We start from the raw sequence: 24,956 nt of genomic DNA, 5'->3' as shown, positions 1-24,956 counted from the left end.
GGGGCGATGACCGACACCCCCGCTGCCCCGCTCGCCGATCCGCACCTGCGTTCCGCCACCGCCGCGACCGGCGCGACCGGCGGGACCGCCGATGAAGGCCCCCGCGAGATCGTCGTCCTCGGCTCCACCGGCTCCGTCGGCACCCAGGCCGTCGACATCGTGCTGCGCAACCCGGACCGGTTCCGGGTCACGGCCCTGTCCGCGGCCGGCGGCCGGGTGGAGCTGCTGGCCGAGCAGGCGCACAGGCTGCGGGTGCGCCGCGTCGCCGTCGCCCGCGCGGACAAGGCCGGCGAGGTGGCGAAGGCGCTGGCCGCGCGGTACGGGGCCGGGGAGCCGCTGCCCGAAGTGCTGGCGGGCCCGGACGCCGCCGCCGAGGTCGCCGCCGGCGAGTGCCACACCGTGCTCAACGGCATCACCGGCTCCATCGGCCTCGCGCCCACCCTGGCCGCCCTCGGGGCCGGCCGGATGCTGGCGCTGGCCAACAAGGAGTCGCTGATCGTCGGCGGCCCGCTGGTCAAGGACGTGGCCCGGCACGGCCAGATCGTGCCCGTGGACTCCGAGCACTCCGCCCTCTACCAGGCCCTGCTCGGCGGCGCCCGCGGCGAGGTGCGCAAGCTGCTCGTCACCGCCTCCGGCGGCCCGTTCCGCGGCAGGACGCGCGAGGAGCTGACGGACGTCACCCCGGAGCAGGCGCTCGCCCACCCCACGTGGGCCATGGGCCCGGTCGTCACCATCAACTCCGCGACCCTCGTCAACAAGGGCCTGGAGGTCATCGAGGCGCACCTGCTCTACGACGTGCCCTTCGACCGCATCGAGGTCGTCGTCCACCCGCAGTCCCACGTGCACTCCATGGTCGAGTTCACGGACGGCTCCACGCTGGCCCAGGCGAGTCCGCCCGACATGCGGATGCCGATCTCGCTGGCGCTGGGCTGGCCGGCCCGGGTGCCGGACGCCGCGCCCGCCTTCTCCTGGTCCACCGCCGCCACCTGGGAGTTCTTCCCGCTGGACGAGAAGGCGTTCCCGTCCGTGCCGCTCGCCTGCCACGTCGGCGCGCTCGGCGGCACCGCCCCGGCGGTCTTCAACGCCGCGAACGAGGAGTGTGTCGACGCCTTCCTCACCGGCAGGCTCCCGTTCCTTGGCATCATGGACACGGTCAGCCAGGTCGTCGCGGAACACGGCACGGACGCTCCGGGAACCCGGCTGACGGTCGCGGACGTCCTCGAAGCCGAGACCTGGGCGCGCGCCCGGGCCAGGGAGCTGGCCGGGCTGCCGGCCGACCAGCACGACAAGTGACGACCGACAACTGATGACGAAGGTGCGCCCATGACGACACTCATGACGATTCTCGGCATCGTCGTCTTCGCCTTCGGGCTCCTCGTCTCCATCGCCTGGCACGAACTCGGCCACCTCAGCACGGCCAAGATGTTCGGCATCCGCGTCCCCCAGTACATGGTCGGCTTCGGCCCCACCATGTGGTCCCGGAAGAAGGGGGAGACGGAGTACGGCATCAAGTGGATCCCGCTCGGCGGCTACATCCGCATGATCGGGATGTTCCCGCCCGGCGAGGACGGGCGGGTGCAGCAGCGCTCCACCTCGCCGTTCCGCGGGATGATCGAGGACGCACGGCAGGCGGCGTACGAGGAGCTGAAGCCCGGCGACGAGAGCCGGCTGTTCTACACGCGGGCCCCGTGGAAGCGGGTCATCGTGATGTTCGCCGGGCCGTTCATGAACCTGGTGCTGGCCGTCGTGGTGTTCGTCGGCGTCATGATGACGTTCGGCATCGCCACGCAGACCACCACCGTCGGCTCGGTCTCCGACTGCGTGATCAAGGCCGAGTCGGTCGCCGAGAACCCGGACCGCAAGTGCCGGGAAGGCGACCCCGCCGCGCCCGCGAAGAAGGCGGGACTGGAGCGCGGCGACGAGATCGTGGCGTTCAACGGCCGCCCGGTCGACGACTGGGAGGGCCTGCAGAACAGCATCCGCAACACCATCGGCCCGGCCACCGTCACCGTCGAGCGTGACGGCCGACGCGTCGACCTGCACCCCACCCTCACCGAGAACACGGTGAGCAAGAGCGACGGCGACGGCGGCTACGTCGACGGCGAGTACGTCAAGGCCGGCTTCCTCGGCTTCACGCCCGCCACCGGCGTGGTCAGGCAGGACTTCGGCCAGTCCGTGGAGCGCATGGGCGACATGGTCGTCAACGGCGTCGACGCGCTCATCGCGCTGCCGTCGAAGGTTCCCGACCTGTGGAACGCGGCGTTCCAGGGGGAGGAGCGCAAGGAGGACTCGCCGGTCGGCGTCGTCGGCGCGGCCCGGGTCGGCGGCGAGGTGCTGAACCTCGACATCCCGCCCGAGCAGCGGGTGGCGTCCATGCTGCTGCTGGTCGCCGGCTTCAACCTCTCGCTGTTCTTGTTCAACATGCTGCCGCTGCTGCCGCTGGACGGCGGGCACATCGCCGGGGCGCTGTGGGAGTCGGTGCGGCGCGCGTTCGCGCGGGTCTTCCGGCGACCCGACCCCGGGCCGTTCGACGTCGCCAAACTGATGCCGGTGGCGTACGTGGTCGCCGGGGTGTTCATCTGCTTCACGCTGCTGGTGCTCGTCGCGGACGTGGTGAACCCGGTGAAGCTCACCGGCTGACCCGGGCGGCGGAGCGGGCGCGTACCCACGGCGTACGCGCCCGCTCCGCCGCCCGCGCCCCCTCGGGCGTACGCGGGTCGCCCGCCCGGCGCGCCGCGGTGAACGCCCGGTGCCGGTTTGTCGACACTTCCGGTGACCTCCCCGGGACCGGCGGCGGCGCGGCGCGCGGGTGCCGTAATCTCGGTAGCCGGGCCCCCGTCCATGTGGGGGCCGTGATCCGTCCAACAGGGGTTGCCGCCAGATGACTGCCGTTTCGCTGGGAATGCCGTCCGTTCCGCTGAAGATGGCCGAGCGCAGGGCGAGTCGTAAGTTGCAGGTCGGGTCCGTCGCCGTCGGCGGCGACGCGCCGGTCTCCGTCCAGTCGATGACCACCACCCGCACCTCCGACGTCGGCGCCACCCTCCAGCAGATCGCCGAGCTGACCGCCTCCGGCTGCCAGATCGTCCGGGTGGCCTGTCCCACGCAGGACGACGCCGACGCGCTGTCCGTGATCGCCGAGAAGTCGCAGATCCCCGTCATCGCGGACATCCACTTCCAGCCCAAGTACGTCTACGCCGCGATCGACGCCGGCTGCGCCGCGGTCCGCGTGAACCCCGGCAACATCAAGAAGTTCGACGACCAGGTCAAGCAGATCGCCCGGGCCGCCTCCGCCGCCGGCACCCCCATCCGCATCGGGGTCAACGCCGGCTCGCTCGACCAGCGGCTGCTCGCGAAGTACGGCAAGGCCACCCCGGAGGCGCTGGTCGAGTCCGCGCTCTGGGAGTGCTCGCTCTTCGAGGAGCACGGCTTCACGGACATCAAGATCTCGGTGAAGCACAACGACCCGGTCGTCATGGTCAACGCCTACCGGCAGCTCGCCGCCCGGTGCGACTACCCGCTGCACCTCGGCGTCACCGAGGCGGGCCCCGCCTTCCAGGGCACCATCAAGTCCGCCGTCGCCTTCGGCTCGCTCCTCGGCGAGGGCATCGGCGACACCATCCGCGTCTCCCTCTCCGCCCCGCCGGTGGAGGAGGTCAAGGTCGGCATCCAGATCCTGGAGTCCCTCGGGCTGCGCGAGCGCCGGCTGGAGATCGTCTCCTGCCCGTCCTGCGGCCGCGCCCAGGTCGACGTCTACAAGCTCGCCGACGAGGTCACCGCCGGCCTGGACGGCATGGAGGTGCCGCTGCGCGTCGCCGTCATGGGCTGCGTCGTCAACGGCCCGGGCGAGGCCCGCGAGGCCGACCTCGGCGTTGCCTCCGGCAACGGCAAGGGCCAGATCTTCGTCAAGGGAGAGGTCATCAAGACCGTTCCCGAGTCGAAGATCGTCGAGACGCTGATCGAGGAGGCGATGAAGATCGCCGACCGGATGGAGGCCGACGGCGCCGCCGCCGGCGAGCCGGAGGTCACCGTCGGCTGACCGCCGGGCACGGCACGTACCCACAGGAAGCGGGCGGACGCGCGCACAGGTACAGTGCCGCTGTGTTGACGACCACCACCACACGGCTGCTGGAGCCCGCCGAGCTCGACGCGGCTCGCGCCGTGCTCGACCGCGAACCGGTCGCCAACGCGTTCGTCGCCTCCCGCGTCGCCGTCGCGGGCCTCGACCCCTGGCGGCTCGGCGGTGAGCTGTGGGGCTGGTACGCGGGCGGGCGACTGGAGTCCCTCTGCTACGCGGGCGCCAACCTGGTGCCCGTCTGCGCCACCCCCGAGGCCGTACGCGGCTTCGCCGAGCGCGCCCGGCGCGCCGGGCGGCGCTGCTCCTCGATCGTCGGCCCGGCCGGCCCCACCGCCGGGCTGTGGTCCCTGCTGGAGCCCGCCTGGGGGCCCGCGCGCGAGGTGCGCGCGCGGCAGCCGCTGATGGTCACCACCTCGGTGCCCGCGGACGTCGAGCCGGACCCGCTGGTCCGCCGCATCCGCAAGGACGAGATGGACCTGATCATGCCGGCCTGCGTGGCGATGTTCACCGAGGAGGTCGGCGTCTCGCCGCTCGCCGGGGACGGCGGGCTGCTGTACCAGGCGCGGGTCGCCGAACTCGTCGGCGGCGGCCGGTCCTTCGCGCGCGTGGAGGACGGCGAGGTCGTCTTCAAGGCGGAGATCGGCGCGGCGACGGCGCACGCGTGCCAGATCCAGGGCGTGTGGGTGGCGCCGGAGCACCGCGGGCGCGGGCTGTCGGAGACGGGCCTGGCGGCGGTCCTGCGGTACGCGCTGCGCGAGGTGGCGCCGGTGGTCAGCCTGTACGTGAACGACTACAACACGGTGGCCCGCGCGGCGTACCGCAGGGTGGGCTTCCGCGAGGTCGGCGCGTTCATGAGCGTGCTGTTCTGAGGGGCCCGTCCGCGGGCTGTGCGGGCCTCGGACGGCGTCGTGTCCGCGGCGTTCCGGCACCGTGCCGGGGCCTTGCGGGGGCACCGCCGCGGGGGTGGCCGGGCGGCCCGCGACCGCACGGTAGGGTGCCCAGCCATGGATGACGTCGTCGTCGGCCCTCTCGACCTCGCCGCCCGCGTGGACGACGCGCTCGCGGTACAGGCCGTCGCCTTCGGGCTCACCGACGACGAGATCGCCGTCCGCCGCCACGTCGTGCTGCGGCACCTGACCAACGCGGGCGCCCGCGCGCTGGGCGCCACCACCGCCACCGGCCGGCTCGCCGGGTTCGTCTACGGCATGCCGAACAACCACGTCTACTGGTGGTCCACCGTCGTCCAGCCGTACCTGCGCGCCGTGGGCGAGGAGCGCTGGCTCGACGACTCCTTCGTCATCACCGAACTCCACGTGCATCCCGCCTTCCAGCAGCGCGGCATCGGCCGCGAGCTGATCACGCGGATCACCGACACCGCCGCGCAGCCGAAGAGCCTGCTCTCGGCGATCGACGTGGAGAGCCCGGCGCGCCATCTGTACCGGCAGCTCGGCTACCGCGACCTCGCCCGCCGCGTGGTCTTCCCCGGCGCACCCAGCCCGTACGTGGTGATGGGCGCGAAGCTGCCGCTGCTGCGCTGAGTTGTCCACAACCGGCCGGTTGTCCACAGGTTCGGCGGACGAATTACCGGCGGGCCCGCGTCCGGCGCTAGAGTCCGGGGCATGAGCCAGCACAGCCACGTTCAGCGCATGTCCCGGATGATGCTCAAGACGCTGCGCGACGACCCCGCCGACGCCGAGACCGCGAGCCACAAGCTGCTCGTCCGCGCCGGCTACGTCCGCCGCTCGTCCGCCGGGGTGTGGACGTGGCTGCCGCTCGGCAAGCGGGTCCTGGAGAACGTGGCGCGGGTCGTCCGCGAGGAGATGGACGCGATCGGCGGCCAGGAGGTGCTGCTGCCCGCGCTCCTGCCCCGCGAGCTGTACGAGACGACGGGCCGCGCCGAGGAGTACGGCGACCTGCTGTTCGCGCTCAAGGACCGCAAGGGCGTCGACTACGTGCTTGGTCCCACGCACGAGGAGCTGTTCGCCCAGGTGGTCAAGGATCAGTGCTCGTCCTACAAGGACATGCCCGTGATCCTCTACCAGATCCAGATCAAGTACCGGGACGAGGCCCGGCCCCGCTCCGGGGTGCTGCGCGGCCGCGAGTTCCACATGAAGGACTCGTACTCCTTCGACACCACCGACGAGGGCCTCGCCGCCTCCTACGGGCTGCACCGCGAGGCGTACCGGCGGATCTTCGAGCGGCTCGGCTTCGACTTCCGGATCGTCTCCGCCGTCTCCGGCGCCATGGGCGGCTCGGCCAGCGAGGAGTTCCTCGCCCCCGCCGCCGCGGGTGAGGACACGTACGTGCAGTGCCCCTCCTGCGGCTTCGCCGCGAACACCGAGGCGCTGACGACGACGGTGGCGCCCGTCCCGGCCGACGGGCACCCGCCGGTCGAGGAGCTGGACACGCCGGACACCCCGACGATCGAGACCCTCGCCGCGTACCTGGGCGTCCCCGCCTCCGCGACGCTGAAGAACCTGCTGGTGAAGGTCGACGGCGAGATCACCGCGGTCGGCGTCCCCGGCGACCGCGAGGTGGACCTCGGCAAGCTCGCCGAGCACCTGGCCCCGGCGGAGGTCGAGGTCGTCACCGCCGAGGACTTCGCCGATCGCCCCGACCTCGTCCGCGGGTACGTCGGCCCGCAGGGCATGACCGGGCCCCCCGAGAAGAGGGCGTTCCGCTACCTCGCGGACCCCCGCGTCGCCCCGGGCACGTCGTGGGTGACCGGCTCCAACAAGCCCGACTCGCACGCGCGCAACGTGGTGTGCGGCCGCGACTTCGAGGTCGACCAGTACCTCGACGTGGTCGTCGTCGAGCCCGGCGACCCCTGCCCGCGCTGCGGCGCGGGCATCGAGCTGGACCGGGCCATCGAGATCGGCCACATCTTCCAGCTCGGCCGCAAGTACGCCGACGCCTTCGAGCTGGACGTCCTCGGCCAGGACGGCAAGCCGGTGCGGGTGACCATGGGTTCGTACGGGATCGGGGTCTCCCGGGCCGTCGCCGCGCTCGCCGAGCAGACCCACGACGAGCTGGGGCTGTGCTGGCCCCGCGAGGTGGCCCCGGCGGACGTGCACATCGTCGCGGCCGGCAAGGCCAAGCAGACGGAGCTGGCGCTGGAGCTGGCGGAGAAGCTGGGCGCGGCGGGCGTGCGGGTGCTCGTGGACGACCGGGCGTCGGTGTCGCCGGGCGTGAAGTTCACCGACGCCGAGCTGATCGGGGTGCCGCAGATCCTGGTCGCGGGCCGGCGCGCGGGCGACCGCGTGGTGGAGCTGAAGGACCGCCGCACCGGGGAGCGCGAGGAACTGCCGGTGGACGAGGCCCTGGCGCGGCTGACGACGACCGGGTGAGCGCGGCGGGCTGACGTCGGCGTACGCGCAGGGGCGCTAGCCGGCGTCGGTGGCGGCGCGGAGGAATTCGGCGGCGACCGGGCCCGCGTCCCTGCCGCCGGAGCCGCCGTCCTCGACGAGCACGCTGAAGGCGAGATCGGCGTCCTCCAGGTAGCCGATCATCCAGGCGTGGGTGCGCGGCGGGTTCTCCGTGCCGAACTCGGCGGTGCCCGTCTTCGCGTGCGGGAGGCCAGGCAGGCCGGCGAGCGCCGATCCCGAGCCGTCGGTGACCACGTCGCGCATCAGCGCGCGCACCTGCTCGTAGGTGCGCGCGTCGAGGGTCTCCGGCGCCCGGTAGGGCTTGTCCACCGCGTCCGGCACCAGCACCGGCTGCCGGAACCGGCCGGCCTTCACCGTCGCCGCCACCGACGCCATCACCAGCGGGCTCGCCTCCACCCGGCCCTGGCCGATCATCGCCGCCGCCTGGTCGTTGGCGCCGTCGGCCGCCGGCACGCTGCCGTCGAAGGTGGCCGCGCCGACCTGCCAGGTGCCGCCGATGCCGAAGGCGCGGGCCGTGCGCGTCAGGGTCCGCTCGTCCAGTTCGTCGCGCAGGCCGACGAAGGCGGTGTTGCAGGACTGCGCGAACGCCTCGGCGAAGGTGCTGCCGGCCGGGAGGTCGAACTCGTCCTGGTTCTCGAAGCGTTGCCCCGCCACGTGCGCCGCCGCCGGGCAGGCCACCCGGTCCCCGGCGGCGAGGCCGCCGTCGAGGAGCGCGGCGGCGGTGACCGTCTTGAACGTGGAGCCGGGCGGGAAGCGGCCGGTCAGCGCGCGGCTCTCGCCGGAGTCCGGGCTGTCGGCGACGGCCAGCACCCGGCCCGTACCGGGGTCGACGGCGACGATCGAGGCGGTCTTGCCGAGCCCGCCGACCGCCTCCTCGGCGGCGCGCTGCACCCCGGGGTCGATCGTCGTGCGTACCGGCTCGCCCGCGCCCGGCTTCTTGCGGGCCAGGGTGCGCACGGGTGCGCCCGTCGCCCGGTCGGCGACCACGACCTCGCCGCCGGGCGCCGCGTACAGCCGCTCGTCGTAGCGTGCCTGGAGCGCCGTGGCGCCCCTGCCGGTGTCCGGTGCGACGGCGCCGACCAGGGAGCGGGCGAGATGCGCGACGGGCTGCATGGAGTCCACGAACTGCAGCCCGGGGACGCCCAGCAGCCGGTCGCGGTGCTGCCGGTAGACCTCGTCCCGCAGCGTCACGACCGGCACCGACTCGTCGGGTTCGGCGTCGGCCACGCGCTTCTTCAGCCGCGGCACGTCGAGGCCGGCGTCGAGCGCCGGGTCGGCGAGGACGGCGTACGCGCGGTCGGGCTCCGACAGCTTCGCGGGCCAGATGGAGACGGCCCACACCTTGGCGTCGCCGGCCAGTTCGGAGCCGTCGGCGGCGAGTATCGGGGCGCGCTCGGCGCGCCGGGTGGTGGTGACGAGGGTCTGGTGGCGGCGCAGCGCGGGGTGGACGAGCCGGGGCTCCCAGCGCACCCGCCAGCCGCCGTCCCGCCCGCCCGCCGCCTCCGCCGGGCCGCTTCCCTCGCCGGCCTCGCCGGCCTCGCCGCCCTCGCCGTCGTCCGGCGGCAGGGCCACCGCGCGGGTCTCGTACTCCCAGGTGCCGAAGCCCGGCAGCCGCATGCGGACGGAGAACGGCACGGTGTACGTGCCGTCGTCGCCCTTCTCGGCGTCGTCCAGGGACACGCGCACATCCTGCGGGCCGAGCCCGCGCTGGACGGAGTTCAGCAGGTCGGCGGCGGCCCGGGGCCTGTCGGTGTGGCGCGCGGCCTCCTCCTGGGCGCCGCGCGCCCAGGCGGCCGTGTACGCCCGCACCTCCTGACGCGCCTCGGCGGCGGCCCCGTCGCCGCCGCCCGACACGTACGCGATGCCGCCGGCCAGCACCCCGGCCGCGACCACGACGGCCCCGGCGACCAGGGCCCACCGGGACCGTACGCGCGCGGGCGGAGCCAGATCCATGCGGGCATCCTAGGCCCGTCGTCCCGGCCGCAGGGAGACGGCGACGGGCCGCCAACAGGCCGTCCGCGAACGGCGGTCGGCTGCCGCCGCCGGTCCCGGAGCGGTCAGAGCCAGCCCGCGTACTCCAGGTGGAGTTCGCCGCCGTTGCGGTCGCCGCGGGCCAGCGCCGTCACGCCCGTCGCGACGCAGCGGAAGAGCGTCCAGTCCCGCAGCCGGTCGCGGTCGACGTCCAGGGAGTCCGCCAGCTTCGTCAGCCGCCGCCGCGTCGCCGCCGCCGCGCCCGGCGCGGCCACGAGGGTGTCGACGCGGTCCCGGGCCGGCCAGGCCAGGTCGTACGCCCGCTCGCCCACCAGCGGGCGCGGGCCCACCGCGAGCCACGGCATCCGCTCGGCGGCCAGCACGTGCCCCTGGTGGTAGTCGCCGTGCAGCAGCACGTCGGGGCCCGCCGCCGCCCGGTCGCCCAGCAGCGCCTCGCGGCGCTCCAGAGCCGCGTCGACCAGTTCCGCGTACGGCTCCGCGCGCAGCTCGCGCAGGCGTTCCGCGAGCCGCCCGGTGTGGTCCGCCACCGTCGGCAGCGCGTGGTCCGGGGGTGGGGCGGTCCACAGCCGTTGCAGCGTCGCCGCCGCCTCCAGTTGCGCCTTCGCCTCCGCCAGCGACCGGAGGCTGACGTCCGCCTGCAGCCGTTCGAGCAGCAGCGCCCCCGAGGCGGCGTCGGCGCGCAGCAGCCGCGCGGCGCCGACGCCGTTCCAGTGCTCCAGCGCGCGCTGCTCCGCCGCGATGCGCTCCGGCTCGTACGCGACCTTGAGCGCGGCCGGAGTGCCGTCCTCCTGCCGGACGAGGACGAGGACGCTGGTCCGGCCGCCCGGCGCGTGCACCCGCTCTGCGGTCAGCGCCCAGCGCCGCAGCAGGCCGTCCACCAGCCCGGACAGCCCCGCCAGCCAGGCGCGGCCCGGCTCGCCGTGGGCCGAGACGTGGCGCACCAGGCGCTCCGGCGGCTGGGGCCGGTACTGCGCTGCAGATGCCATACGCGCGGTGTCCTCTTGCTGGGTCAGACCGGGGCGGGCGGATCAGTCCGTGCGGCCGGCGCCCTCCTGCCGGCCCGCGGGTGCGGTGTCGGGCGTGCGTTCGGCCAGCCCAGGGAAGGCTACGCTCCCCCCGCGCCAGCGCGCCGCCCGGACCGCCGCCTCCCGCAGCGCCGCCGCCGCGTCGCGGCGCAGGCCGCCCTCGGCGGCCCGGACGAGGTCGGCGTAGCTGCCCGCGATCCGGTCCTCCAGCTCCGTCGCCAGCCGCACGGCGGCGGCCTCGTCCGGCACCGCGAACGGCAGCGCGTACGCGGCGGCGGCGGGCTGCGGCCGGTCGCCGAGGTCGCTGACGACGCGGCTCAGGGCGTCGCGGCGGGCGCGGTGGGCGTCGTAGCCGGCGCGCGCCTGGTCGGCCAGGCGCCCGGCGCGGGCGCCGACGACGCCGTAGCCGTAGACGGCGGCGTGCTCGGCGGCCAGCGCGCGCTGTGCCGCGGCGCGGGCCTCGTCGGACGGTTCGCTCACGATGACTCCTGGGCTACGGGACGGGGGCGGCCCGCCGGCCGCCCGGTGGCGCCATGACCGGTCGGCGGCACCGGGCGTGACGGACGTCCGGCCCGCTCACCGCGGACCGGGCCGCCCGCAGGGCCGGGCCCGGCGCCGCGGCGGCGCCGGGGGCCGCGCGCCGTGGCTCTCACGCCATCGCCCCGAGGAGGTAGACGTGCGCCGCACCCGCCGCGGCGACCGACGCCAGCAGCCCGGCGAACTCGCCCGGGGCCGTGGCCAGGGTGGCGTTGTGGGCGTCCGCGGCTCTCTTCTCGGCGGCGACCAGCGCGGCGACCGCCTCCGCCGGGTCCGCGGGAACCGCCTCGCCGCCGCGCTTGCCCGCCGGCGGGGGAGCGGCGTCCGCGCGGTCGCCGGACCCTTCGGCCTCCGGGCCCGGGGACGCGGCGCGGGTGTCCGCGGGCAGACCGCGGGCCAGGGCGGAGACGTGCTGCGCCACCTCCGTGCGCAGCGGGTCGAGCGCCCCGGCCAGGCCGGGGTGCGCCGCCGCCGTCGCGTCGTAGCGGCGCAGCAGGCCGCGCGACTCCTCCGCGGCCCGGCGCCGGAGCCGCTCGGTACGGGCGGAGTCGGCGTCCCCGTCGTCGCCGTCTCCGGAGCAGCCCGCGGTGGTGCCTGTCGCCGCCAGCACGGCGGCACCGGCCAGCACGGTTCTTCTCGCCGGGAGTCCCTTGATCCGCACGAGCCGAGCGTACCGGTGGGCAACGCACCCGTCGTGGAGCGGATACGCTTTGACCGGACACGTGACGTCACACAACAGCACACGCGGCCGAGGAGTCACCCGGATGAGCACCACCCAGAACGAGAGGCTGCGCGATCTGCTGGAGCCGCTCGTCAAGGAACGCGACCTCGATCTGGAGGAGATCGAGCTCACCCCGACGGGCCGGCGGCGTGTCCTGCGGGTCGTGGTCGACGCCGACGGCGGCGTGGGCCTGGACACCTGCGCGGAGCTGAGCCGGCGCGTCGCGGAGGAGCTGGACGCCTCCGACGCCATGGGCGACCGCCCGTACGTCCTGGAAGTCACGTCTCCGGGTACGGACCGCCCGCTGACCCTGCCACGCCACTACCGTCGTGCCGCGGGCCGGCTGGTCAAGGTGCGGCTACGGGAGGGCGGCGAGGTCGTGGGACGGATCACCGCGGTGGACGACGCGGGACTGGAGCTGGAGGTGCCGGGGGTGAAGGGCCGCAAGCCCGGCGCCCGGCGGCTGGACTTCGGCGAGATCGCCGGGGCCCGGGTCGAGATCGAGTTCAACCGCAAGGTGACGAAGGACGAGGAGGGCTCGTAGCCGTGGACATCGACATGAGCGCCCTGCGCGGCTTGGTGCGGGAGAAGGAGATCTCCTTCGACCTGCTGGTCGAGGCCATCGAGTCGGCCCTCCTCATCGCCTACCACCGCACCGAGGGCAGCCGCCAGCAGGCCCGCGTGGAGCTGAACCGGGAGACCGGGCACGTCACGGTGTGGGCCAAGGAGGACCCGGACGACGTGCCGGAGGGCGGGGAGGCGCGGGAGTTCGACGACACCCCGTCGGGGTTCGGCCGGATCGCCGCCACCACCGCGAAGCAGGTCATCCTGCAGCGGCTGCGGGACGCCGAGGAGGAGATCACCTTCGGCGAGTACGCGGGCCGCGAGGGCGACATCGTCACGGGCGTCGTGCAGCAGGGCAAGGACCCGAACAACGTGCTGGTCGACATCGGCCGGCTGGAGGCCATCCTGCCGGTGCAGGAGCAGGTGCCGGGCGAGGAGTACAAGCACGGCACCCGGCTGCGTACGTACGTGGTGCGGGTGACCAAGGGCGTACGCGGCCCGTCCGTGACCCTGTCGCGCACACATCCGAACCTCGTGAAGAAGCTCTTCGCGCTGGAGGTGCCGGAGATCGCCGACGGCTCGGTGGAGATCGCGGCCATCGCGCGCGAGGCCGGGCACCGCACGAAGATCGCGGTACGGTCCACCCGCTCCGGGCTGAACGCGAAGGGCGCCTGCATCGGGCCGATGGGCGGCCGGGTGCGCAACGTGATGGCGGAGCTGGGCGGCGAGAAGATCGACATCGTCGACTGGTCCGACGAGCCGGCGGACCTCGTCGGCAACGCGCTGTCGCCGGCGCGGGTCACCAAGGTCGACATCGTGGACCTGGCGGCGCGCTCGGCGCGGGTGACGGTGCCGGACTACCAGCTCTCGCTGGCGATCGGCAAAGAGGGCCAGAACGCGCGGCTGGCGGCCAGGCTGACGGGCTGGCGCATCGACATCCGCCCGGACACGGAGCAGCCGGCGGACTGAGCCCGGACCGTCCGCGCCCGGCCCGGACGGTCCGCTCCCGCGTGCCGGGGCGGGAGGCCGTCCCGCGAAAACCGGGTCGCACCGCCGCGCGTAGATCACGTATCGTCGGGCCCGCCGTGGGCCGCGGGCTGCCCTGGGCGAAAACAGTCGTTCGATTGGCACCCCGAAGCGGGTGTCCGTCGGTCGTGGAGGTAGACTTGAGCGTGTCTGGCCGGACGCGCGCCGGGGGCTGCCCTGAGCGCACCTGCGTGGGGTGCCGGGTGCGTGCGACCAAAGACGATCTGCTGCGTGTGGTGGAGGTCGGCGGCGCGTGCGTCCCCGATCCCCGCGGTACGCTGCCCGGCCGGGGCGCTTATCTGCACCCCGTTCAGGCATGCCTCGACCTGGCGGTCCGCCGCCGGGCGTTCGTCCGGGCCCTGCGGGCCCGGGGCCCGCTCGGCACCGCGGACGTGGACCGTTTCGTGGAGCAGCAGGCCGTGGAGGCAGACATGAGCACGAAGAACACGAGCGCCGTGCGGAACCCCGCGCGGCCAGGTACCTCGCGAGTCGGAAGTGGGTCGAGATTGCGATGAGCACTCGATGAGTACGCGATGAGTACGCCCATGCAGAAGTAGCGACGGTCCGGCGGACACCCCCGGACCAGAAGGAGCGAAGTGGCTAAGGTCCGGGTATACGAGCTCGCCAAGGAGTTCGGCGTCGAGAGCAAGGTCGTCATGGCCAAGCTCCAAGAACTTGGCGAATTCGTCCGCTCGGCGTCCTCGACCATCGAGGCGCCGGTCGTACGCAAACTGACTGATGCATTCCAGTCCGGCAACGGCTCGGCTGCGGCCAAGCCCGCCGGCAAGCCCGCCGCGCCGAAGAAGAAGGCCGCCGCCAAGCCCGGCGTCCCCGGCGCGCAAGCGGCGAAGCCCGCCCCCGTCAAGCCCGAGCAGGCCGCGGAGCGCAAGCCCGCGCCGCGCCCCGGCACCGACGCCGGCAGGCCCGCGCCCACCCCGGCGCCCCGTCCGGCTCCGGGCCCGACCCCGCCGGCGCAGAAGGCCCCGGCGCCCGAGGCGCCGGAGTTCACCGCGCCGCCCGCCGCGGACCGCGGCGGCGCCCCGAAGCCCGGCGCGAAGCCGGGTCCCCGTCCGCCCGCCCCCGCGCGCGGCGGCGGTCAGGGCGGTGGCCAGCCCGGCGGCGCCGGCGGCCGTACCGGCGGTGCGCGCCCCGGCGCGCCCGGCCCGCGTCCCGGTGGCCGGCCCGCGGGCCCGCGCCCCGGCAACAACCCGTTCACCTCCAGCGGCTCCACCGGCATGGCCCGGCCGCAGGCCCCGCGCCCGCAGGCCCCCCGCCCCGCCGGTGCCCAGGGCGGCGCGCAGGGCGGCGGCCCGCGCCCGCAGGCGCCGGGCGGCTCCCGGCCCACCCCGGGCGGCATGCCCCGGCCGCAGGGCGGCCAGGGCGGCGGCGCGCGTCCCGGCGGCCCGCGCCCGAACCCCGGCATGATGCCGCAGCGCCCCGCCCCCGGCGGGCGCCCCGGCGCCCCGGCCGGCGGTCGTCCCGGCGGCGGTGGCCGTCCGGGCGGCGGCGGTCCCGGCGGTCGTCCGGGCGGCGGCGGCGGTGGCGGCGGTCGTCCCGGCGGTGGCGGCGGCTTCGGCGGTCGTCCCGGTGGGGGCGGCGGCGGTGGCGGCGGCTTCGGCGGTCGTCCCGGCGGCGGCGGTGGCGGCGGTGGCCGTCCCGGCTTCGCCGGCCGTCCCGGCGGTCCCGGTGGCCGCGGCGGCACCCAGGGCGCCTTCGGACGTCCGGGCGGTCCCGCGCGCCGCGGTCGCAAGTCGAAGCGGCAGCGCCGCCAGGAGTACGAGCAGATGCAGGCGCCGTCCATCGGCGGCGTGATGCTCCCGCGCGGCAAGGGCGAGACGGTCCGTCTCTCCCGCGGCGCGTCGCTCACGGACTTCGCGGAGAAGATCAACGCCAACCCGGCGTCCCTGGTCCAGGTGATGTTCAACCTGGGCGAGATGGTCACCGCGACGCAGTCCGTCTCCGACGAGACGCTGCACCTCCTGGGCGAGGAGATGAACTACACCGTCCAGGTCGTCAGCCCGGAGGAGGAGGACCGGGAGCTGCTCGACTCCTTCGACATCGAGTTCGGCGAGGACGAGGGCGGCGAGGAAGCGCTCGTGGCGCGGCCCCCGGTGGTCACCGTCATGGGTCACGTCGACCACGGCAAGACGCGCCTGCTGGACGCGATCCGCAAGACCAACGTCCTGGAGGGCGAGGCCGGCGGCATCACCCAGCACATCGGCGCGTACCAGGTGGCGACCGACGTCAACGGCGAGGAGCGCCGGATCACCTTCATCGACACCCCGGGTCACGAGGCGTTCACCGCCATGCGTGCCCGCGGTGCGAAGGCGACCGACATCGCGATCCTCGTGGTCGCGGCCAACGACGGCGTGATGCCGCAGACGGTCGAGGCGCTGAACCACGCCAAGGCGGCCGACGTGCCGATCGTCGTCGCGGTCAACAAGATCGACGTCGAGGGCGCGGACCCGTCGAAGGTGCGCGGCCAGCTCACCGAGTACGGGCTGGTGGCCGAGGAGTACGGCGGCGAGACGATGTTCGTCGACATCTCCGCCAAGCAGGGCCTGCACATCGAGGACCTGCTGGAGGCCGTCGTCCTCACCGCGGACGCCAGCCTGGACCTGCGCGCGAACCCCAAGCAGGCCGCCGAGGGCATCGCGATCGAGGCCCACCTCGACCGCGGCCGCGGCGCCCTGGCGACCGTGCTGGTCCAGCGCGGCACGCTGCGCGTCGGGGACACGATGGTCGTCGGCGACGCCTACGGCCGCGTGCGCGCCATGCTCGACGACCTGGGCAACCCCCTGGACGAGGTCGGACCCTCGACCCCCGCCCAGGTGCTCGGTCTGACCAGCGTCCCCGGCGCCGGGGACAACTTCCTGGTGGTCGAGGAGGACCGGACGGCCCGCCAGATCGCCGAGAAGCGCGCCGCGCGCGAGCGCAACGCCGCCTTCGCCAAGCGCACCCGCCGGGTGTCGCTGGAGGACCTGGACAAGGTGCTCAAGGCCGGCGAGGTGCAGCAGCTCAACCTCATCATCAAGGGCGACGCGGCGGGTTCCGTCGAGGCGCTGGAGTCCTCGCTCATGCAGTTGGACGTCGGTGAAGAGGTCGATCTGCGCGTGCTGCACCGCGGCGTGGGTGCGGTCACCGAGACCGACATCGACCTGGCCACGGGCTCGGACGCGATCGTGATCGGCTTCAACGTCCGCGCCGAGGGCCGGGCGACGCAGATGGCCGAGCGCGAGGGCGTCGACGTCCGCTACTACTCGGTGATCTACCAGGTCATCGAGGAGATCGAGGCCGCGCTGAAGGGCATGCTCAAGCCGGAGTACGAGGAGGTGGAGCTCGGCACCGCCGAGATCCGCGAGGTCTTCCGCTCCTCCAAGCTGGGCAACATCGCCGGTGTGCTCATCCGCTCCGGCGAGGTCAGGCGCAACTCCAAGGCCCGGGTCGTCCGCGACGGCAAGGTGGTCGCGGAGAACCTCAACATCGAGGGCCTGCGCCGCTTCAAGGACGACGTCACCGAGATCCGCGAAGGCTTCGAGGGCGGTATCAACCTCGGGAACTTCAACGACATCAAGGTCGACGACGTCATCGCGACGTACGAGATGCGCGAGAAGCCGCGCGGCTGATCCGCAGCACCGCCGGCAGGGGGCGGCCCTTCACGAAGGGCCGCCCCCTCGCCGCCCCTGACTCCCGTATATCCCGTACCGGCGGGTGATCCGGACACCACGTGTACGTAGGAACGCTTTCCTGCGACTTCCTCCTCGGCGACGTACGGTCGCTGAAGGAGAAGCGCTCCGTCGTCCGCCCGATCGTCGCGGAGCTGATCCGCAAGTACGCGGTGACCGCCGCGGAGGTCGGGCACCAGGACCTGCACCGCCGGACCGTGATCGGTCTCGCGACGGTCTCCGGGGACGCCGGACACCTCACCGATGTGCTGGACCGGTGCGAGCGGATGCTCGCGGCCCGGCCGGAGGTGGAGCTGCTGACCGTACGGCGGCGGATCCACCACGAAGACGACGAGTAGACAAGTGGGCAAGGAGACGGACCAGTGGCCGACAACGCACGGGCGAAGCGCTTGGCGGACCTCATCCGTGAGGTCGTGGCCGAGAAGCTGCAGCGGGGCATCAAGGACCCGCGGCTCGGCTCCCGGGTGACCATCACCGACACGCGCGTGACCGGCGACCTCCGGGAGGCGACCGTCTTCTACACGGTGTACGGCGACGACGAGGAGCGGGCGCAGGCGGCGAAGGGGCTGGAGAGCGCCAAGGGCGTGCTGCGCTCGGCGGTCGGCGCCGCGGCCGGGGTGAAGTTCACCCCCACGCTCGCGTTCGTGCCGGACGCCCTGCCCGAGAACGCCAAGAACATCGACGACGTCCTGGAGCGCGCCCGGCTCCAGGACGAGCAGGTGCGCAGCGTCGCCGCGGGCGCGGAGTACGCGGCGGGGGCGGACCCGTACAGGCGGGACCGCGACGAGGACGACGAGGGCGGGGCCGACGAGAGCGGGGCCGACGACGGCACCGGCGACGGCGGGGCCCGCGGCGACGCGGACGGAGGCCCGGCGGGGGCATGAGGGGGAAGTCGACCGGCCCGGACGGCCTCGTCATCGTCGACAAGCCGGCCGGGCTGACCTCGCACGACGTCGTCGGCCGGCTGCGCCGGCTCGCCGGTACCCGGCGCGTCGGCCACGCCGGGACGCTGGATCCGATGGCGACGGGAGTGCTCGTCGTCGGGGTGGAGAAGGCGACCCGGCTGCTGGGCCACCTCGCGCTCACCGACAAGGAGTACCGGGCCACGATCCGGCTCGGCCAGACGACGCTGACCGACGACGCCGAGGGCGACGTGACGGCCACCGCCGACGCGGGTGACCTGCCGCCCGGCGCGGTCGACGCCGGCATCGCCGGGCTGACCGGCGACATCATGCAGGTGCCGTCGGCCGTCAGCGCGATCAAGGTGGACGGCAAGCGGTCGTACAAGCGCGTGCTGGACGGCGAGGCCGTGGAGCTGCCGGCGCGGCCGGTGACCGTGAGCACGTTCGTCCTGCACGGCGTGCGGGCGGCGACGGCCGGGGACGGCACGCGGGTGACGGACCTGGACGTGACGGTGGCGTGCTCCTCCGGCACGTACATCCGCGCCCTCGCCCGCGACCTCGGCGCCGGGCTGGGCGTCGGCGGCCATCTCACCGCCCTGCGGCGCACCCGCGTCGGCCCGTACGGGCTGGACGGGGCGCGGACGCTGGAGCAGTTGGCGGAGCGGCTCGACGTGCTGCCGATCGGCGACGCCGCGGCGGCGGCCTTCCCGCGCTGGGACGTGGACGCCGAGCAGGCGCGGCTGCTGTCGCACGGGGTGCGGGTGGCGGTGCCGGCGGGGCTGGCCGAGGGGCCGCACGCGGTGTTCGGGCCGGACGGGCGCTTTCTGGCGCTGGTGGAGCCGGCCGGGGGGCGGGCGAAGGCGCTGGCGGTGTTCGCGTAGCCGTTGCGCCGGGGACGTGACCGCCGTTCCGGTCGCCCCGGCGGGTGCCTGCGGCGGCCGGGATTACGCCGAACGGGTGTCGAGGGGGGCGCATCGCGCCACTCCTCGTTTCCCGTGATCAGCCGGTGGCAAGCCATGCCCTGGGGCTCACCCGGGGAGGCTGGCCGTTGCCGCATTCATCGCCGCCGCCGCGCGCGCCCGGCACCGTCGTACGCATCCGCGACCTCGCCGGCCGCCCGCGGGGCACCGGATTCGTCGTCGACGCCGAGGGCACCGTGCTCACCAGCCACGAGGCCGTCGACGGGCTCACCCGGCTGGTGCTGTACGCGCCGGGCGACGGGCACACGTGGCTGATCGAGTCCCCGGACGTCACATCGCTGCCGGGCGCGGACCTCGCGGTCGTACGGGCCCGGGGGCTGGCCGGCGCCCGGCCGTTCGCGCTCGCCGCCGCGGTGCCCGACGACGGCGCGGAGGTGGCCGTCGCGCTGCCGCGGGCACGGGTGCCGGGGCGGGTGGTGGCCGCGGCCACGGCCACGTACACCGCGACCGATCGCTACCACCTCGTCGAGGGGGTGCGGCAACTCGCCCTCGCCCCGCACGAGTCGCTGCGCGTGGGCGGTGAGGCGAGCGGCGCGCCGGTGCTGGACGCGGCGAGCGGGGCGGTGGTCGCCGTGGTCGGCACCGCGCTGCACGCGGACCGCGGCGGGGTGGCGCTCGCGGTGCCGCTGCGCGGGGCGGCGGACGACGCGGCGGGCACCCTGGGGGACGCGCTGGACCGGGGCGGGGCGCAGGTGGCGGCGTACGGGCGGGACCTGAACCTGGCGGGGGCGCTGGAGCTGGGGGCGGCGGGGGCCGGTGCGGTCGCGGACGGTGGTGCGGCGGGGACGGGGGGAGCCTGGGCCGCGGGCGGTGGTGCGCGGGGCGGGACGGTCGCGGCCACGGGAGTCGGGCCGGAGGGTGGGCCCGTCGCCTTCGCGGCCGGCGCCGCGGGAGCCGGACGCCTGGCCGCGCCGGTGTGGGGGGAGCCCGTCGAGCGGCGGGCGGTGGCGGCGGAGTTCGGTCGGTTCTTCGGCGGTGCCGCGCACGTCCTCGCGCTCGTCGGCCATCCCGGCACCGGGCGGTCCACCGAACTCGCCCGGCTCGCGGCCCGCCGCGCCGCCGGCGCGGCACCCGCGCCGTCGGTGTGCCTGCGCGGCGCGGACCTGAAGGTCGCGGACGCGGGCGTACGGGATGCCGTGGCCCGCGCGCTGCGCGACGCCGCGGGGGTGGTGACCGCGGCGGCGGGCGCCGCGGGCTGCGCGGGCGACCCGGCGACGGCCACGCCGGAGGCGGTCGCCGCGCAAGCGCACGTCGCGGGGCGGCCGTTGCTCGTCCTGCTCGACTGCCCGGAGGAGATGCCGCCGGTGCTGGCGCAGGCGCTGGGGGAGTGGACGGCGCACACGGCGGAGTGGCTGGGCGAGCACGGCGTACGGCTGGTGCTGGCGTGCCGGCCGGAGTACTGGGAGCGGGCGGGCGCGCTGTTCCCGGCGGAGATGCTGCACGCCGGGCAGGCGTGCCCGGAGACGCTGCCGCCGTGCGTGCCGCTGGGGGACTTCACTCCGGCGGAGGCGGGCGAGGCCCGCACCCGCTACGGCATCCCCGCCACGGCCCTGCGGCCCGCGGACGCCCGCCACCCGCTGACGCTGCGGCTGCTGGCGGAGGTCCGCGCGGCGCTGCCGCGGGGCGCCGGGTCGCACGGGTACGGGGTCGCGGGCCCGGCGCAGCCGGGCGGGGCCGCGGCGGCGGCATACCGGGGTGCGGCGCGGGGGGCGGGGCGCGGTCTGGGGGCGCCTGCGGACCACGCCGTCGCGCAGGGTGGGAGGGGGCCGGCCGCACCGGCGGCGGCTGCACCGCCGGCCGCGGTGCGGGCGCCGGGCGTGAGCGCCGGCACGGGGTCCGCGGCACCGCTGCCGGGTGGAGCCGCGGCGGGAGGTCCATCGATCGGCGCCGGCGCGGACTCGCCGGGGGCGGGCGCCGGGCCTGTGTCCCCGGCGCCACTGCCGGGTGAGGGCGCGGAGGGGGACGGATCGGGCAGTGGCGGGGCGGAGTTGCCGGATGCGGGCGTCGCGACGGTGTCCGCGGTACCGGGGGCTCGCTCCCCGGGGACGCCCGCGGGGGCGGGACCGGGTTCCGCCGCGCCGGGCGCGGGCCCGGGCGGTGGTGTCGGCCCGCCGCGCCGGATCGCGGCGGTCGCGGTCGGCCCGGGGCCGCGGCGGTGGGAGGTGTTCGAGGCGTATCTCGCGCTCGTCAGCCTGCGCGTCGCCGAGCGCCTTGCCCACGGCGCCGGCCCCGCCGGCCCGCGCGGGGCCGCCGTCGGCCGGCTCGCCGCGTACGTCGCCGGGCAGGTGCACGAGGCGGCGCGGCGGTGTCTGGGCCCCGGCCAGGGGGAGTTGGAGCGGGCCGCGTTCGAGGAACTGTTTCCGTGGCGGGTGCCGGATCACCTCGCCGGGCTCACCGGCTGGGCCTCCGCGGTGCTCGCCGAAGGGCTCTTGGTGCCCGCGGGTGCCGGTTACCGTTTCGCGCACGAGGAGTTCGCCGACTGGCTGCAGGGCGCGCATCTCGACGTCGACGCCGCCCTCGCCGTGCTCGTCCACCGGACCTCCGAGCGCTGGCGCCCCGGCGACCTGCCGTCCTCCGCGGACGGCGGCGCCGGGCGCCGCGCGCTGCCGGTGGCGCCGCACCGGATCGGGGCGTGCGTCGAGGCGCTTCTCCTGCTGGAGCGGCGGCACGGGCGTACGGAGCTGGGGCACCGGCTGACGGACCTGCTGGGCGCCGCCGACGCCGCGGTCAGCCGCCGCTCGGCGTTCCCGGAGGAGCCGGGGGCCGGCACGCCCCCCGCCGCCGACGGCGGCTGGTGGGGCGCCCACCTGCTCGGCGAGACCCTGCTGCGCGTGCCCGACGCCCGCCCGTACCGGCACGTGCTCCGGCGCCTCGCCACCTGCCTCGCCGGCCATGCCGCCCGCTTCGGCGGCACCGCCCAACTCCCCGGCGTCCTCGCCCCCTTCGGGCCCGCGTTCTTCACCCGGCTGCCCCTCCCGCTCGCCGACCGCCTCGACCTGCTGCGCCTCCTCCTGCCCGCGGACACCCGCCGCCCGTCCGCGTACCTGACCGCCGCGGGGGAGCTCCTCCAGGCCGACCCGACCGCCGTGCAGCCGCTCCTCGTCGGCTGGTTCGACGACGACCGCGCCCTGCCCCACGGGGGCGCCACCGTCGCCGACGCCGCCCAGGCGCTCCTGCACACCCACCGCGCCCGCGCCGTCGACGACCTCGCCGAGGCCCTCGTCGCCTCCGCCCACCCGCGCGCCGCCGAACTCCTCGCCGAGCTCGCCGAGGACGAGCCGTCCGGCCTCTGCCGCGCCGTGGACCGCTGGGCGCGCGACCCCCGCGCGGAGCGCCGCGTAGCCGCCGCCGCGTACGCGCCGGCGACCGCCCGGCACGCGCGCGGCGCCGCCGACCGCGCCCTGCTCCGCTACGCCGCGCAGGCGCTGCTCGCGCACGCCGACGACGACGCCCTCCACGGCCCCGCCCTCGCCGTGCTCCTCCGCGACCCCCACAGCCGCGCCGGGCACCTCGACCGCGCCCTGGCCCTCCTCGCCGCGGACGACCCGCACCTCGCCCCCGCGGACTTCGCCCCCGCCCTCGCCACCCACCCCGGGCCCGTGCTCGACGCCTTCCGGGACCTCCTCCACCGCCCCGGGACGGGAGCCGCCGACGTGCTGCGCACCCTCGCTCGCGTACGGCCCTGCACCCCGGCGCTCGCCCGGAGCGCCGCGGACCTCGTCCGCGAGTACGTCGACCACCACCCCGAAGGCGCCGCGGCCGCCGCCGACTTCGTCGACCGGCGGCTGGAGCACGGGCAGAGCGAGCGCGCCGTGCTCTTCCCGCTCGCCGTCGAGTTGCTGACCGCGCACTCGCCGGTGGTGCGCCGTGCGCTCGCGCCGGTCGTCGCGGCCCCGGGGACCCGCACGTCCCGCCCCCTGCGCCGCGAGCTGCTCGGCGTACTCCTTGACCGCGAGCGCGAACCCGCCGTCCTCGACGCGCTGCTCGCCGCGGTCGGCCGCACCACGGCCGGGCGCCCGGAGTGCCGCACGCGGGACCTCGTCCAGGGCATCGGGCTGCTGCTGTCCCGTACGCCGGAGGGGGCGGCGGTCTTCGACCGGCGGCTGGTGGCGCTCGCCGCCGAGCTGCCCGCGTTCGCGGACCAACTGCGCGGCTGGCTGGCCGCGGACCGGGACGCGTGGGCGGTGCTGCTCGGGCCGAGCGCGCAGCTCGCCGTCGGCACGTCGCACCCGCGGCGCGCGTCCTGACCGCGCGGGCGCGCGCGTCCGGCGGACGGCGGCGCCGGTACCGGCCGCCGGGCCACGAAACCGGCCGTCCCGCCGGGCCGACCGGCGCCCGGGTCCTGCGCCGGGCCGCGAGCATGGCAGTCTTGTCTTCCGACAGTCCTGTACGGGCAGGCACGACAACGGCGGACCGAGGAGCGGGCACAGTGCAGCGCTGGCGTGGCTTGGAGGACATCCCCGAGGGGTGGGGGCGCAGCGTCGTCACCATCGGCTCGTTCGACGGCGTACACCGCGGCCACCAGCTCATCATCGGCCGGACGGTGGAGCGCGCCCGGGAGCTGGGCGTCGCGTCGGTCGTCGTGACCTTCGACCCGCACCCCAGCGAGGTCGTCCGGCCCGGCAGCCACCCCCCGCTGCTGACCGCGCACCACCGGCGGGCGGAGCTGGTGGCGGACCTCGGCGTGGACGCGCTGCTGATCCTGCCGTTCACCGCGGAGTTCTCGAAGCTGTCGCCCGCGGACTTCGTGGTGAAGGTGCTGGTCGACAAGTTGCACGCGCGGGCGGTGGTGGAGGGTCCCAACTTCCGCTTCGGCCACAGGGCCGCCGGCGACGTCGCGTTCCTCTCCTCGCTCGGGGAGACGTACGACTACACCGTGGACGTCCTCGACCTCCAGGTCAGCGGCGCCGCGGACGACGGCGCGCCGTTCTCCTCCACGCTCGCGCGCCGGCTGATCGCCGACGGCGACGTCGCGGGGGCGGCGGAGGTGCTGGGCCGGCCGCACCGGGTCGAGGGCATCGTCGTCCGGGGCGCGCAGCGCGGCCGGGAACTGGGCTTCCCGACGGCCAACCTGGAGACGCTGCCGCACACGGCGATCCCCGCGGACGGGGTGTACGCGGGCTGGCTGGACGCCGTCGGCGAGCGCATGCCGGCGGCGATCTCGGTGGGCACGAACCCGCAGTTCGACGGCACGGAGCGGACGGTCGAGGCGTACGCGCTCGACCGCGACGACCTCGACCTGTACGGGCTGCACGTGGCCGTCGACTTCCTCGCCTTCGTCCGCGGCCAGGAGCGCTTCGACACGGTCGAGGACCTGAAGGCCCAGATGCGCCGCGACGTCGACGCCAGCCGCGACCTGACCGCGGCCCGGTGACCGGAGAGGGCCGTCCGGCAGGGGCCGGACGGTGCCGTCCGGCCCCTGCCGGACACGCGTAGAACGCCGCTACTGTCCCCGCCTGCACGCATTTGCAGGGGGGATCATGAGTAACTCGCCATACCCGCTCCACCCCGAGGGGCCCCGCCAACCCGCGGCAGACCCGGGCCCGTCCCGGCGGAGCCGCCGGATCCGGACAGCGATCGGCGTGGCCGGCGCGGTCGTCGTCTTCGGCATCGGAGCCGCCGTCGGCGGCGGCGACGAGTCGGACGCCGCGGGAGCGGCGCCGACCGTCACCGCCACCGCCGAGTCCACCGAGACGGTCACCGCGACGCCGGAGCCCGCGCCCACCGTCACCAGGACCGAGAAGGTCGAGGTCGAGGTCACCGAGACGGAGACCGTCACCGCGGAGCCGCCCCCGGACGGCGGCGGCGACTCCGGGGCCGACCCGGGCTCGGACGACCGGGCGGGGGACGCCAACACCTCCGGCTACCCGGACGGCCCGCCGCCCGGCCCCGATGTCGACTGCCCTGATCTCGCCGGCCCGGTCTGGGTCGGCGACAGCGACCCGCACCGGCTCGACAGGGACGCCGACGGCATCGGTTGCGACTGGAACTGACCCGCGGCGGCGGACACGGTGCCCGGCACGACGGCCTGCCCACGCCGCCGTCGCCTCGCCGGCCCCGGC

General features: G+C 75.6%; 20 protein-coding genes and 1 pseudogene. 16 read left to right on the top strand and 5 right to left on the bottom strand.

Annotated features, from left to right (window positions below; genetic code table 11):
• Nucleotides 1-6 precede the first annotated feature (6 nt).
• Nucleotides 7-1,293: a 1-deoxy-D-xylulose-5-phosphate reductoisomerase gene (dxr, locus tag O7599_RS09445; protein ID WP_281621684.1), complete on the top strand. Its 1,287-nt coding sequence runs from the start codon at nucleotides 7-9 to the stop codon at nucleotides 1,291-1,293.
• Between the two features lie 30 nt (nucleotides 1,294-1,323).
• A complete protein-coding gene (locus O7599_RS09440; protein ID WP_281621683.1) occupies nucleotides 1,324-2,640 on the top strand; it encodes a site-2 protease family protein in 1,317 nt (438 codons plus the stop codon).
• On the opposite strand, the gene O7599_RS09435 is transcribed toward O7599_RS09440, so the two are convergent.
• Complete coding sequence (locus tag O7599_RS09435; protein WP_281621682.1) at nucleotides 2,630-2,767, bottom strand: hypothetical protein; 138 nt, start codon at nucleotides 2,765-2,767, stop codon at nucleotides 2,630-2,632. The genes O7599_RS09440 and O7599_RS09435 overlap by 11 nt on opposite strands.
• Before the next feature lie 114 nt (nucleotides 2,768-2,881).
• Here O7599_RS09435 and ispG point away from each other — a divergent pair, with 114 nt between their 5' ends.
• The 4 genes from ispG to O7599_RS09415 all read left to right on the top strand — a co-directional run bounded on the left by ispG (nucleotide 2,882) and on the right by O7599_RS09415 (nucleotide 7,422).
• Nucleotides 2,882-4,036, top strand: coding sequence for a flavodoxin-dependent (E)-4-hydroxy-3-methylbut-2-enyl-diphosphate synthase (gene ispG / locus O7599_RS09430; protein WP_281621681.1), 1,155 nt, complete (start codon nucleotides 2,882-2,884; stop codon nucleotides 4,034-4,036).
• Between the two features lie 62 nt (nucleotides 4,037-4,098).
• Nucleotides 4,099-4,944 (top strand): GNAT family N-acetyltransferase, encoded by an 846-nt coding sequence (locus O7599_RS09425; protein WP_281621680.1) that lies wholly within the window; start codon nucleotides 4,099-4,101, stop codon nucleotides 4,942-4,944.
• 135 nt (nucleotides 4,945-5,079) lie between these two features.
• A complete protein-coding gene (locus O7599_RS09420) occupies nucleotides 5,080-5,613 on the top strand; it encodes a GNAT family N-acetyltransferase (RefSeq protein ID WP_281621679.1) in 534 nt (177 codons plus the stop codon).
• Between the two features lie 81 nt (nucleotides 5,614-5,694).
• Nucleotides 5,695-7,422 carry a proline--tRNA ligase gene (locus tag O7599_RS09415; RefSeq protein ID WP_281621678.1) on the top strand — a complete coding sequence of 576 codons (1,728 nt, stop codon included), beginning with the start codon at nucleotides 5,695-5,697 and terminating at the stop codon, nucleotides 7,420-7,422.
• Nucleotides 7,423-7,458: 36 nt separating this feature from the next.
• On the opposite strand, the gene O7599_RS09410 is transcribed toward O7599_RS09415, so the two are convergent.
• The 4 genes from O7599_RS09410 to O7599_RS09395 all read right to left on the bottom strand — a co-directional run bounded on the left by O7599_RS09410 (nucleotide 7,459) and on the right by O7599_RS09395 (nucleotide 11,676).
• Nucleotides 7,459-9,414 carry a penicillin-binding transpeptidase domain-containing protein gene (locus O7599_RS09410; protein WP_281621677.1) on the bottom strand — a complete coding sequence of 652 codons (1,956 nt, stop codon included), beginning with the start codon at nucleotides 9,412-9,414 and terminating at the stop codon, nucleotides 7,459-7,461.
• A gap of 104 nt (nucleotides 9,415-9,518) precedes the next feature.
• On the bottom strand, nucleotides 9,519-10,439 hold the full coding sequence (locus O7599_RS09405) for an aminoglycoside phosphotransferase family protein (protein WP_281621676.1): 921 nt from the start codon (nucleotides 10,437-10,439) through the stop codon (nucleotides 9,519-9,521).
• Between the two features lie 42 nt (nucleotides 10,440-10,481).
• Nucleotides 10,482-10,958 carry a DUF4439 domain-containing protein gene (locus O7599_RS09400; protein ID WP_281621675.1) on the bottom strand — a complete coding sequence of 159 codons (477 nt, stop codon included), beginning with the start codon at nucleotides 10,956-10,958 and terminating at the stop codon, nucleotides 10,482-10,484.
• Nucleotides 10,959-11,127: 169 nt separating this feature from the next.
• Nucleotides 11,128-11,676, bottom strand: coding sequence for a hypothetical protein (locus O7599_RS09395; RefSeq protein WP_281621674.1), 549 nt, complete (start codon nucleotides 11,674-11,676; stop codon nucleotides 11,128-11,130).
• 103 nt (nucleotides 11,677-11,779) lie between these two features.
• Between O7599_RS09395 and rimP the strand changes: the two genes are divergently transcribed.
• The 10 genes and pseudogenes from rimP (at nucleotide 11,780) to O7599_RS09345 (ending at nucleotide 24,887) form a co-directional block, all read left to right on the top strand.
• Nucleotides 11,780-12,280, top strand: coding sequence for a ribosome maturation factor RimP (rimP, locus tag O7599_RS09390; protein WP_281621673.1), 501 nt, complete (start codon nucleotides 11,780-11,782; stop codon nucleotides 12,278-12,280).
• 2 nt (nucleotides 12,281-12,282) lie between these two features.
• Nucleotides 12,283-13,269, top strand: coding sequence for a transcription termination factor NusA (nusA, locus tag O7599_RS09385; protein WP_281621672.1), 987 nt, complete (start codon nucleotides 12,283-12,285; stop codon nucleotides 13,267-13,269).
• 203 nt (nucleotides 13,270-13,472) lie between these two features.
• Nucleotides 13,473-13,739: pseudogene (locus tag O7599_RS09380) on the top strand (YlxR family protein); the annotation flags it as partial.
• Between the two features lie 183 nt (nucleotides 13,740-13,922).
• Nucleotides 13,923-16,952 carry a translation initiation factor IF-2 gene (gene infB / locus O7599_RS09375; RefSeq protein WP_281621671.1) on the top strand — a complete coding sequence of 1,010 codons (3,030 nt, stop codon included), beginning with the start codon at nucleotides 13,923-13,925 and terminating at the stop codon, nucleotides 16,950-16,952.
• A 101-nt stretch (nucleotides 16,953-17,053) separates the two neighbouring features.
• On the top strand, nucleotides 17,054-17,350 hold the full coding sequence (locus tag O7599_RS09370) for a DUF503 domain-containing protein (RefSeq protein ID WP_281621670.1): 297 nt from the start codon (nucleotides 17,054-17,056) through the stop codon (nucleotides 17,348-17,350).
• Nucleotides 17,351-17,374: 24 nt separating this feature from the next.
• Complete coding sequence (rbfA, locus tag O7599_RS09365; protein ID WP_281621669.1) at nucleotides 17,375-17,896, top strand: 30S ribosome-binding factor RbfA; 522 nt, start codon at nucleotides 17,375-17,377, stop codon at nucleotides 17,894-17,896.
• A complete protein-coding gene (gene truB, locus O7599_RS09360) occupies nucleotides 17,893-18,795 on the top strand; it encodes a tRNA pseudouridine(55) synthase TruB (protein ID WP_281621668.1) in 903 nt (300 codons plus the stop codon). Before rbfA ends, truB begins: the two co-directional genes overlap by 4 nt.
• 167 nt (nucleotides 18,796-18,962) lie before the next feature.
• Entirely contained in the window at nucleotides 18,963-23,141 is a 4,179-nt protein-coding gene (locus O7599_RS09355) for a trypsin-like peptidase domain-containing protein (RefSeq protein WP_281621667.1), read from the top strand.
• Between the two features lie 182 nt (nucleotides 23,142-23,323).
• Nucleotides 23,324-24,268: a bifunctional riboflavin kinase/FAD synthetase gene (locus O7599_RS09350; protein ID WP_281621666.1), complete on the top strand. Its 945-nt coding sequence runs from the start codon at nucleotides 23,324-23,326 to the stop codon at nucleotides 24,266-24,268.
• Between the two features lie 106 nt (nucleotides 24,269-24,374).
• On the top strand, nucleotides 24,375-24,887 hold the full coding sequence (locus O7599_RS09345) for a hypothetical protein (RefSeq protein WP_281621665.1): 513 nt from the start codon (nucleotides 24,375-24,377) through the stop codon (nucleotides 24,885-24,887).
• Nucleotides 24,888-24,956: the final 69 nt, after the last annotated feature.

This window comes from Streptomyces sp. WMMC500 (assembly GCF_027497195.1).
GTDB lineage: Bacteria > Actinomycetota > Actinomycetes > Streptomycetales > Streptomycetaceae > Streptomyces.
Note: the sequence above shows the minus strand (reverse complement) of the source record. Positions and strands in the feature narration are given on the sequence as shown.

What these genes read in the sequence shown, in the direction of transcription:
- O7599_RS09405 (WP_281621676.1), bottom strand. Translation starts at nt 10,439, where the DNA reads ATGGCATCTGCAGCGCAGTACCGGCCCCAGCCGCCGGAGCGCCTGGTG.
- O7599_RS09415 (WP_281621678.1), top strand. Translation starts at nt 5,695, where the DNA reads ATGAGCCAGCACAGCCACGTTCAGCGCATGTCCCGGATGATGCTCAAG.
- O7599_RS09345 (WP_281621665.1), top strand. Translation starts at nt 24,375, where the DNA reads ATGAGTAACTCGCCATACCCGCTCCACCCCGAGGGGCCCCGCCAACCC.
- truB (WP_281621668.1), top strand. Translation starts at nt 17,893, where the DNA reads ATGAGGGGGAAGTCGACCGGCCCGGACGGCCTCGTCATCGTCGACAAG.
- dxr (WP_281621684.1), top strand. Translation starts at nt 7, where the DNA reads ATGACCGACACCCCCGCTGCCCCGCTCGCCGATCCGCACCTGCGTTCC.
- ispG (WP_281621681.1), top strand. Translation starts at nt 2,882, where the DNA reads ATGACTGCCGTTTCGCTGGGAATGCCGTCCGTTCCGCTGAAGATGGCC.
- O7599_RS09440 (WP_281621683.1), top strand. Translation starts at nt 1,324, where the DNA reads ATGACGACACTCATGACGATTCTCGGCATCGTCGTCTTCGCCTTCGGG.
- rimP (WP_281621673.1), top strand. Translation starts at nt 11,780, where the DNA reads ATGAGCACCACCCAGAACGAGAGGCTGCGCGATCTGCTGGAGCCGCTC.
- O7599_RS09410 (WP_281621677.1), bottom strand. Translation starts at nt 9,414, where the DNA reads ATGGATCTGGCTCCGCCCGCGCGCGTACGGTCCCGGTGGGCCCTGGTC.
- O7599_RS09420 (WP_281621679.1), top strand. Translation starts at nt 5,080, where the DNA reads ATGGATGACGTCGTCGTCGGCCCTCTCGACCTCGCCGCCCGCGTGGAC.